This is a genomic window from Amycolatopsis sp. NPDC004378 (genome assembly GCF_053602455.1).
Genome location: NZ_JBSGDR010000047.1, coordinates 12877 through 20903, shown reverse-complemented (window position 1 = coordinate 20903; position 8027 = coordinate 12877). Strand labels below are relative to the sequence as shown.

11 protein-coding genes are annotated in these 8027 nt (G+C 71.8%); 2 read left to right on the top strand and 9 right to left on the bottom strand.

From position 1 onward, the window contains the following. Nucleotides 1-193 precede the first annotated feature (193 nt). On the bottom strand, nucleotides 194-844 hold the full coding sequence (locus tag ACWEN0_RS49280) for a hypothetical protein (protein WP_451988680.1): 651 nt from the start codon (nucleotides 842-844) through the stop codon (nucleotides 194-196). A gap of 225 nt (nucleotides 845-1069) precedes the next feature. On the opposite strand from ACWEN0_RS49280, the gene ACWEN0_RS49275 reads away from it, so the two are divergent. Then, the gene (locus ACWEN0_RS49275; protein WP_451988679.1) at nucleotides 1070-2032 is read left to right on the top strand and encodes a hypothetical protein; all 963 of its coding nucleotides are present in this window, start codon (nucleotides 1070-1072) and stop codon (nucleotides 2030-2032) included. A 31-nt stretch (nucleotides 2033-2063) separates the two neighbouring features. On the opposite strand, the gene ACWEN0_RS49270 is transcribed toward ACWEN0_RS49275, so the two are convergent. From ACWEN0_RS49270 to ACWEN0_RS49235, 8 genes are all read right to left on the bottom strand, one after another. Beyond that, nucleotides 2064-2675, bottom strand: coding sequence for a GNAT family N-acetyltransferase (locus tag ACWEN0_RS49270; RefSeq protein WP_451988678.1), 612 nt, complete (start codon nucleotides 2673-2675; stop codon nucleotides 2064-2066). Next, on the bottom strand, nucleotides 2650-3405 hold the full coding sequence (locus tag ACWEN0_RS49265; protein ID WP_451988677.1) for a lasso peptide biosynthesis B2 protein: 756 nt from the start codon (nucleotides 3403-3405) through the stop codon (nucleotides 2650-2652). The genes ACWEN0_RS49270 and ACWEN0_RS49265 overlap by 26 nt, the downstream gene beginning before the upstream one ends. Further along, on the bottom strand, nucleotides 3402-5222 hold the full coding sequence (locus tag ACWEN0_RS49260; protein ID WP_451988676.1) for an albusnodin/ikarugamycin family macrolactam cyclase: 1821 nt from the start codon (nucleotides 5220-5222) through the stop codon (nucleotides 3402-3404). The genes ACWEN0_RS49265 and ACWEN0_RS49260 overlap by 4 nt, the downstream gene beginning before the upstream one ends. 78 nt (nucleotides 5223-5300) lie before the next feature. Then, entirely contained in the window at nucleotides 5301-5441 is a 141-nt protein-coding gene (locus tag ACWEN0_RS49255; RefSeq protein ID WP_451988675.1) for an albusnodin family lasso peptide, read from the bottom strand. A 135-nt stretch (nucleotides 5442-5576) separates the two neighbouring features. Beyond that, nucleotides 5577-5906 carry a hypothetical protein gene (locus ACWEN0_RS49250; protein WP_451988674.1) on the bottom strand — a complete coding sequence of 110 codons (330 nt, stop codon included), beginning with the start codon at nucleotides 5904-5906 and terminating at the stop codon, nucleotides 5577-5579. Beyond that, nucleotides 5899-6222 (bottom strand): hypothetical protein, encoded by a 324-nt coding sequence (locus ACWEN0_RS49245; RefSeq protein WP_451988673.1) that lies wholly within the window; start codon nucleotides 6220-6222, stop codon nucleotides 5899-5901. The genes ACWEN0_RS49250 and ACWEN0_RS49245 overlap by 8 nt, the downstream gene beginning before the upstream one ends. A 3-nt stretch (nucleotides 6223-6225) precedes the next feature. Beyond that, nucleotides 6226-6771, bottom strand: a complete 546-nt coding sequence (locus ACWEN0_RS49240) for a DUF4254 domain-containing protein (protein WP_451988672.1) — start codon at nucleotides 6769-6771, stop codon at nucleotides 6226-6228. After that, nucleotides 6768-7205 (bottom strand): hypothetical protein, encoded by a 438-nt coding sequence (locus tag ACWEN0_RS49235; protein WP_451988671.1) that lies wholly within the window; start codon nucleotides 7203-7205, stop codon nucleotides 6768-6770. Before ACWEN0_RS49235 ends, ACWEN0_RS49240 begins: the two co-directional genes overlap by 4 nt. 301 nt (nucleotides 7206-7506) lie before the next feature. Between ACWEN0_RS49235 and ACWEN0_RS49230 the strand changes: the two genes are divergently transcribed. Continuing rightward, nucleotides 7507-8027 (top strand): Scr1 family TA system antitoxin-like transcriptional regulator (locus ACWEN0_RS49230; protein ID WP_451988670.1); only part of this gene is annotated, 521 nt, incomplete at its 3' end.

Sequence of the window (8027 nt, the reverse complement as noted above, 5' to 3'; positions counted from 1 at the left end):
GTTTGTCGCCGCACTCGCCGTGTCTAGATGAGTGCGTGTCCCGTTCCGGCGGCTGGCTGCCGCGTGACGAGCGACCGGATGCTCAAGGCTTCGTGTCTCGATTCCGACTCTGTGCGCTTGCTGTCGATCATACTTCGGCGGGCCTGGCGCCCCGGGTCAGCAATGCAGCCCGCAGCACCAGGCTCCGCGGCTCTCAGTGCTCCGGACTCGGGTGCTGGCCCGCTTCCTTGCGCAGCTGGTCGAGCCGAGCGGCTTCCGACTCCCACCGCTTCCGCTCGGGGCTGGACATGTCGGGCGGCCCGAACAGTTCGTCGAAGACAGCTTCGGTCATGTGAATCGGCCGGCGACCCAGCTCGGGTTTCCAGAGCAGGTACGAACGAGTGCGGCCCAGCGCCTCCAGTGCCTCCGCCGGCCAGGTCGCGTACCTGAACTCGAGCTGCTTCTTGGCGAACGGGTGCGGGAGGCCCTTGGTGACGACCGGGTCGAAGAACAACGTGGCCGTCTTCAAGTTCGGGTCCGCCGCGTCGTCCTCGCTGATCACCCGCCACCGGTCGTCGACGTCGCCGACGGTCCGGAACCCGCGCGCGACCTGGATTTCCGGGGTGTACCGCGGCTCCGCCGCGACGACCGGGCCGCCGGCCCGGTACTGCCGGTAGAGCACGTTGTGCGGCATGCCGATGGCCGGGCCGAGGCTGCGCCAGGCCGCGCCTGCCTCCTGGCACTCCGTCATCGCCGAACGCAGTCCCCACGCCAAGAAGTGCTGAGCTTCGGTGATGATCTCGGCCCGCTTCTCCGGGTCAGTCTTATCCCGGGCGAACTTCAGCAACGTGATGACGTTGTCCATGCACGTGTCGGTGGTGTATCGGGCGGATTGGGCAACCATGTGTGCCCCCTTTCGTCGGTGAGCGCTGCCACAAGCGTGGCTTGCTCCTTTGAAGTAGCACCCTACATCGTGTTACTTCAAAGGAGCAAGCCTTCTTGTTGTTCTGCCCGGTCTGGCTGCCGCTGACGACGGCATCGGCGCGGAAACTCGCAGGCATCGAACGGCGACACGCGGTTCAATGCCTTCGTGGTTGATGACGTTGCTGCTGCTCGCACGGCTTCCGGCGCGGGCGACGAGCAGCCCTCGACGATGGACGCCCTCACCGCGGCGTACGGAGCCCTGCGCGATGCCTGGTCCGAGCTGCTCCGGGACGAGAGCTGCGACGACGCGGCGCCGTGGCGGACGTCCGGGCATGCGGGTGCGGACACTGAAGAGGTCGGCGTCCTGCTGCATGTCGCCACGATCGCCGCGAACAGCGCGGCCGCCTCGGTCGGGCACCATCTGCGGCTGCTGGCGCTGGCGTATCCCCCGGACGCCTTGACCGACGCCGGTCTTGATCCCCGTGGATGGCCAGGGCTGTCGCCGTTCCCCGTTGCCCGGTCGCTGCTGGAAGCTGCGGCCTTGGCGAGTTGGTCGTTGGCACCGGACAAGACTGAGCGGCTTCGCCGCTCCGCCCGGTTCCAGATCTGGTCGGCGAAAGAAGGCAGCAAGAGCGACCTCGGCCCCGCGCCAGGTGGCCCCGGTTCCGTGGACGAGGTCCGCAAGACCATCGAAGCTGCCGGCTTCGAAGTCCGGGAGTACGGCCGCGACAGCCTCGGCGTGGTCCTGGATGGCGACCCGAAGAAGTTCTCCACGTCCGGCGCGATCTCCAGCAGCCTCGGCGATCCTGGTCGCCGGCTCTACCGGTGGTGGAGCGGCATCGCGCACCACGCATCCTGGGCGGTTTCCCCGTGGAGGACGCTGCGCGTGCGCGACGACAACACCGGGATGTACCTCTCGACCTCGAACTTCGAGGACAAGCACCTGGAGCTCGCTGCCGACGTGGCCGCCGTCGTCCTCACCGCCGGGCGATCGCTGGGCAGCTTCTACGGCCGGGACCTGCGAACATTCGAAACGACCTGTCAGCAGGTGGAAACCGTCCTGCGCCAGATGATCCCGGACGTCCGGCGGGCGCTTGGCCGACCGGACACTGACCCCACTCAGCGCTGACCGGCCGACCATCCTGCTCGGCGACGGCGCGCTACTGAGCCGGGTCGATGAGCTGGCGCACGGCGGACCGGCCGGTGAAGTCCTCGGGCACCGCGTCCATCAGCGTCTCGTTCGCGGGCTGGCCGAGCCAGTACCCGGAGTTGCGTTTCTCGCCGATGACCCGGAACCCGGCGCGTTCGTAGGCGGCGATGGCGCCCTTGTTCGGCGAGAGCACCGAGAGGTAGACGCAGCGCAGCGCGGTGATGTGGAACGCGTAGTCCAGCGTGAGCCGGGTGGCCTCGGTGCCTAGGCCCTTGCCGCGGTAGTCCGGGCCGAGCTGGATGACGAACTCGCCGGTCCGGACGTGGTGATCGATCAGCACCGCGGTCGTTCCGACCGGCGTCGGCGGCGTGGTGGTGATGTCGTAGACGGTGAATCTGAGCTGGTCGTCGGTGCCGCGAGCCTGGTGCTGGAAGCCTTCGCGCCGGTTGTTGAGCGAGTCCGGGGTCTGGCGGCCGTAGCCGACCAGCACGCCGGGGTCCTGCTCCCATCGCCAGTACTGGTCGACGAGGTCTTCGGAGAACGGGCCGAGCCCGGCCCGCTCCCCGCGGATCCACACGATCGGTTCGGTCTGCTCGCTAATCGTTCTCGCCTCCGTCTTCACGTGCCGGGATGGTGCGCAGCACCGCGAACCGCGCCGTGGACGGCGGTTCGGCTACCGGCTGTCGGTCGTCAGTCTCCACCCACGCGTGGAGCCGCACAGGATCGGCCGCCGCGCCGTGGCACCACGTCACCCGTTGGCGCGATGCGCCCAGCAGCACCAGCACGGCCGCTGATTCCTCCAGGCACGCCACCCGGCCCGGCGCGAGCAGCCCGGCCCGCCGGACGGCATGAACGGCCCGGCGGGCGCGCTCGGTGCTCGCCGGTCGCCGGGTTCGGCGGGTGACCTGGTTCAGCAGCCGGGTCAGCCGGGCCAGGCGCCCGTGCTGGGGACCGGCGGACAGCGTGGCGAGCACGACGGCCAGCGCCAGCCCGGCGAACACCGTGGTGACGAGCGGGACGGATACGGGCTCGGTCCGGCCGGCGGCGAGTTCGTGGGTGCCCCAGCTGGGCACCCATTCCGGCCCGGCCGTCGGCGCTGGCCACGGCTCGGGCCGTTCTGACGGTGCGAGCAGCCCGGCCTCGAGAAGCTGCCCGCGCAGCATCCGCGCCGGGACCTCGTCCAGCGCGGACACGGTGGTCGGGTCGCCGCTGACTGCGAGTTCGGCCCACCACCGGGCGGCCGGGCCGATCAGGGTCTCTGCCTGGCCGTCACGGTAGTTGACGATCACCGTGGCGGGGCCGACGTCGACGGCCCGGACGTGTCCGGGCGCGGTGAAGTACCGGTGGCTCACGCGGCCCCCGCTCCGGCGCCGATCTCCGACCACGCCACGTGGCGGGCGTCGGCGAGCGCGCGCAGCCACACCTCGGCGGTGATCGCGGGCTCGACGGTGGAGAACGCGACCGGCAGCCCGGGGGCGGTCATGGTCAGCGTGCGGCGCAGCGCGGCCGGGTCGACTAGCCCGAGGGCGGCGAGGCGCCCGTTGGCGAGGGCGTGCAGGGCGGGCAGGTTGGCGCGCATGCCGCCGTAGTGGTCGGGGTTGAAGTCGCCCTTCGTCGTCCGCGCGGCCAGCTTCGCGGGGAACAAGTCGGCCAGCGCGGCGGCCAGCAGCGGCTTGTAGTCAGCCGGGCCGGGGCGCTCGTCCAGCGGGACCGAGAGGTAGGCGTCGATGACCCGAGAGTCGGTGAACGGGTTCGCCAGTACCACTCCGACGTGCTCGGCGAGCTGGATGTCGGCGCGGGCAGAGCGACCGACTTCGGCCATGTTCTCCGCGGCGACAGTGGCGGCGAATGTGCGCGCCGGGACGTCGGCGAGCCGTACGGCCGCGCCATGCGCCAGGGCGGCGGCCCGGCCGCGCGCGTCGGACGTCGCCCACGGCGGCGCGGGTTCCGTTGCGCACCAACCGATATGCCCGTCCGGCCTGGCCGTCGGCGTGCCAGTCCACAGATCGATAGCCAGGCTCTTCAACGCGTCGACGCGGCTGGTGCGCGCGGTCCGGAACGCCGTGGTCAGCAGCGGCCATGCGGGCAGGCGCCGCAGCCGTGCCCACCGTACGGTCTCGGTGACCGCTCGCCGGTGGTGGCCTGCGGCGACGAGGTCGGCGAGCATGATCGGCGGCGTGCACAGCAGGCTGTCCCCGCCGTCGCCGGTCAGGTGGCAGTCGGTGCCGATCGTGTCGCGGATCCAGCGCAGCTGCCCGGCGAACCGGGCGTGCGCGATCGTCGACGGGGCGGGCTCGTCGGTGACCGGCACCTCGTCGAGCGCGGTGTAGGGGGCGTGCTCGCTGCTCAGGGGCATCAGGCGGTGGTCGAGGCCGGGCCGCTGCGCGGCCAGCCGCGCGTAGTCAAGGTCCCCGCCCTCGGTGCGCCCGGCCGGATGCACGGTCACCCCGGTCACGGCCTGGCCCGGGTCGGCTTGCTCAGCCGCCAACAACGCCAGCGCGGTGGAGTCGAACCCGCCGGACAGGTCGCTGGTCAGCGTTGTCGCGGGCGCCAGGCACTCGGCTACCGCCGACGTCAGTTCCTCCCGCAACCGTCCGGCCGGCGAACCGGTCCGGGTCTGGGGGCGCCACACGCGGTTGATGCGGGTGCTGTTGCCGTCGATGGTCAGCCGGTGTCCCGGCGGGACGAGGGCGATGTCCTCGAACGCGGAGCGTTCGGCCAGCAGGACCGGCACCGACGGGGCGAGCAGCCATCCGGCGAGGCGGTCCAGGTCCGGGCGGGCGCCGGTGAGCCCGGCCAGGGCGCGGGAGCTGGAGGCCCAGTAGATCCCGCCGTAGGCCATCGTGGTGTAGATCGGCCAGGCGCCGCCGAGGTCGGTCCAGATCCGGGTGGCCGCGCGGGTGACCTCGACGGTCGTGTAGCTGCCCGGCCAGCGCCACGCGACGTCATCGGGAACGCCGTCGGTGCCGAGGCGGGCCAGCTCGGCGGCGGTGATGCCGCAGGTGCCGACGACCGCGACGAACCGTGTACCGGCCCACGTGGTGCGGACCTCGTGCCCGGACCAGGTGCCGAGCGTCCAGCAGCCGGGCAGCGTGGGCCACAGCCGCGCGCTGCCGATCGGGCTGCGCGGTGGCGCCGCCGGCGTGGCGAACCCCCCGAACCAGCGCATGACTCTTCCCTTTCCTGACCGTTGCGGGTGATCCGGTGCCCAGACCCCCAGGGCGGGCCTGGGCACCGGATCGGTGGCCTAGTTGTAGGCCCGTCGCTTGTCCTCCGAGCTGCCCTGGCCCTGGCCCAGGGTCACCGCTGACGCCTCGCCGAGGCTGACCAGCAGAACCGGCTCGTCGGCGGTTTGGCCGCCGTCGGGCTGGTCGGTCACGGTCTCCATGTCTGCCCTCCCTTTCCTTTGCTCACACGGCTTTCGCCGTTCCCAGTTGTTCCTTGCACACCCCGGTTGTCGGCGGGTAGCCGCGCCGGGATGGACTTGCGGGGCCGTTCGGGTGCGGCCCGCGGTGGCTCCGGGTCAGGATGTGGCCGGCCGGGGTCGCCGGAAGTGGTGGCGTCCGGTGGCGGGTCGCTCGGCGGTGTCGGTGATCAGGTGGCGGTGCGCGGTCCGCCAGACCGTGCATCCCGCGCGGCCGAGCCGCCGCCACGGCGAGCAAGCGCGGCATCGGCCGCGCTCGTCAGGTTCGTGCGCCGCCAGCAGCTCCCGCCATGCCCCGGTCATCTGCGTGATCACGGTGTCAGCCAGCGCCGACTTCGACTCCTCGTCGGCCTTGGCCACGATGGTGTCGAGGTAGTCGAGACGGCTGTGAACCGCCGTCCGGAGGGCCGAGCTCAGAACCTCATCCACGATCGCTCTCCTTGTCGGGGGTGTGGGACGGCCACGCACGCGGGTCCGGCGATGTCTGCGGGGGCCACAGCCGGGGGTGCAGCTCCAGCGGAACGACGTCACCGACCCGCAGCCGCGCCCGATGCACGCGAAAGGCCGCATCGTGGAAGTACTGGCACGGCCAGAACTGTCCCGGGCAGGTCGAGCACTCCGCCGGTGTTCCCGGATCGGGCAGATGCCGGGTCAGGTCGTTGATCGCGTCGGCCGCGCCCCCGGCCGGGCTGCTCGCCGCGACCATCAGACCCCGCACGGGCCGGACGTCCCCCTCGATGGTCATCGCTCATGCCATCCCGGCCGGACCCGCCGGTGTCTGGAAGGTCGGCAGCCGGCGACGGCCGAGCCGCAGGTCGGTCACCAGGTCGTCGTAGGCGCGGCCCAGTTCGCCCAGCTGACGGGCCGCCAGCCGCACCCGCGGATCATCCGCGGCAGCGTGCGTGTCGGCGAGCAGCTGTCCGCGCATCCACACCGTGACCAGCCGTGCGACGAGCTGACCGAGGGTTTCAGTGTGCAGGACACTGGCACGGCCTTCTGACAGTTCTGTCGCGGCCCAGCGGTCGATGCGGTCGATCAGTACCGCGCACGCGGTGTCGCGGGCGTGGACGGTCCGGGCGGCCGCGGCCAGCAGCGGATCGTCGGCCCGGGGGTCGCCGACGATCCGGTGGGCTCCGGCGCGCAGCCGGTGTTCGTCCGCCAGCGCCGCGGCGGCGTCGAGCACCGGGTGCCGGTAGCCGCCGGGCGGGACGGTGGTGAACGCACGCACCACGGCCGCCGCCTTCGGCGGCGTCGCGGTCGTCGACGCGGTCGACGCGGCCGCCAGCGCGGTCACGACCCGCTCCCGCGTGGTCCGTCGGCGCCGGGCACGGGACGGCCGTCCCGCTCCCACTCGGTGAAGCGGACGACGATCCGGTCCCACAGACCCGGCTCTCCGGCTTCGGCGACGTGCATCCGGACGCGGTGTGCCTGCTCGTCCCAGCAGGCCATGACCCGCACGCCCGCCCGGCTGGCGGGGTCAAGGAACAGGTGCTCGTCGATCCGGCGCTGCACCGTGCGGCGCCTGTGCTCGACGGTGGGCAGGCTGACGCGCACGATCGCTTCGGCGGCCTGGTGCTCGATACCGGGCACGAACACGGCGGGCACCAGCCGGGCGGTCTCCAGCTCGGCGAGCAGCTCCGCGCGGTGGTCCCTGCGGCGGGTCACCCGCGCCAGGGCGGTGACGAGGCCGGACAGGGATGTCCTCGGCGAGGTCAGGGTCGCGGTCATCGCGCGGGTGCTCCTTCGCAGGTGGTGGCGGCGGTCCCGGGCTGGTCGGGGGTCAGCGCCGGGGCCGCCGCCGGTCGGAAGGCTCCGGGGCGATGCTCGACGGCGGCGGGATCGCCGGAGCACCACCCCGGAGCGGGTACACGCCGCCCAGGTACCGTGTTCCCAACCTGAGTGACGTAGGTCATGATGACGACCGTACAACTGACGATCGTCAAAAGTGGATACTCCGATCGGGTGTCCTTGCGCATGCGAAGCGTTAGGTAGGCACGAGGGCACTACCAGGCAGAAGAGGAGCACCGGCGTGGCCACGAGCAGCCCGTCCGCGTTGAAGTGGTGGTTCGCCGTCGCAATGCGGCGCCTGCGCGAAGCCGCCGGAGTGAGCCGCGAAGCCGCCGCCCGGGAGATCCAGGGCAGCGTCTCGGCCATCGCCCACATCGAGAACGGTCGCTCCCTGCCCAAACCGCTGGAGCTCAAGGGCCTGCTCGCCCTCTACGGCGTCGCGGACCGGACCGACGCCTTCCAGCGCCTGCGCGAACGGGCGCGCAAGGGCAAGGACTGGTTCTTCGGCTTCGACCAGAACGACTTCCCCGAGGACTTCGGCCTGTTCCTGGGCATGGAGTCCTCGGCCAGCCAGCTGGAGAGCTGGGATGCCCAGGTCATCCCCGGGCTCCTGCAGACCCGCCGCTACGCCGAAGCCGTCATTCGCGGCGGTGAACCCGACCTGTCCGACGACGAGGTCGCCGGCCGCATCGAGCTCCGGATGGCCCGACAGCGCATGGTCTTCGAGGAAGGCGACCGGCCCCTGGTCTGGCGCGTGATCGC